The 257-nt window shown below is 41.6% G+C and carries 1 protein-coding gene; it reads left to right on the forward strand.

What is annotated here, in order from left to right:
- Positions 1-66 precede the first annotated feature (66 nt).
- A partial coding sequence (locus ACPYOJ_RS35835; protein ID WP_481420453.1) for a hypothetical protein occupies positions 67-257 on the forward strand: 191 nt, incomplete at its 3' end.

Here is a 257-nt window from a genome sequence, read left to right on the forward strand (position 1 = left end):
AAGAGACAGTATCCAGGGTATAGCTTCAATCCGGCTTTTCCAACAACGATTTTAGGAGAAGCAACGATGGCTGATACTCCCACAACAGAAGGATTAAGTACCAAAAGCCTTCCGGTCATGAGCCTGGTAAAAAACATTGAAGATGATAACTGGACGAAAAACTACACCTACTATGACAAAAAAGGAAGAGCTACAGGAAGCTATTCAATCAACCATTTGGGAGGTCGAACAAAAGTAGAATCCAAGCTGGATTTTGC

The sequence above is a fragment of the Rhizobium sp. SVR5-9E genome (genome assembly GCF_056755095.1).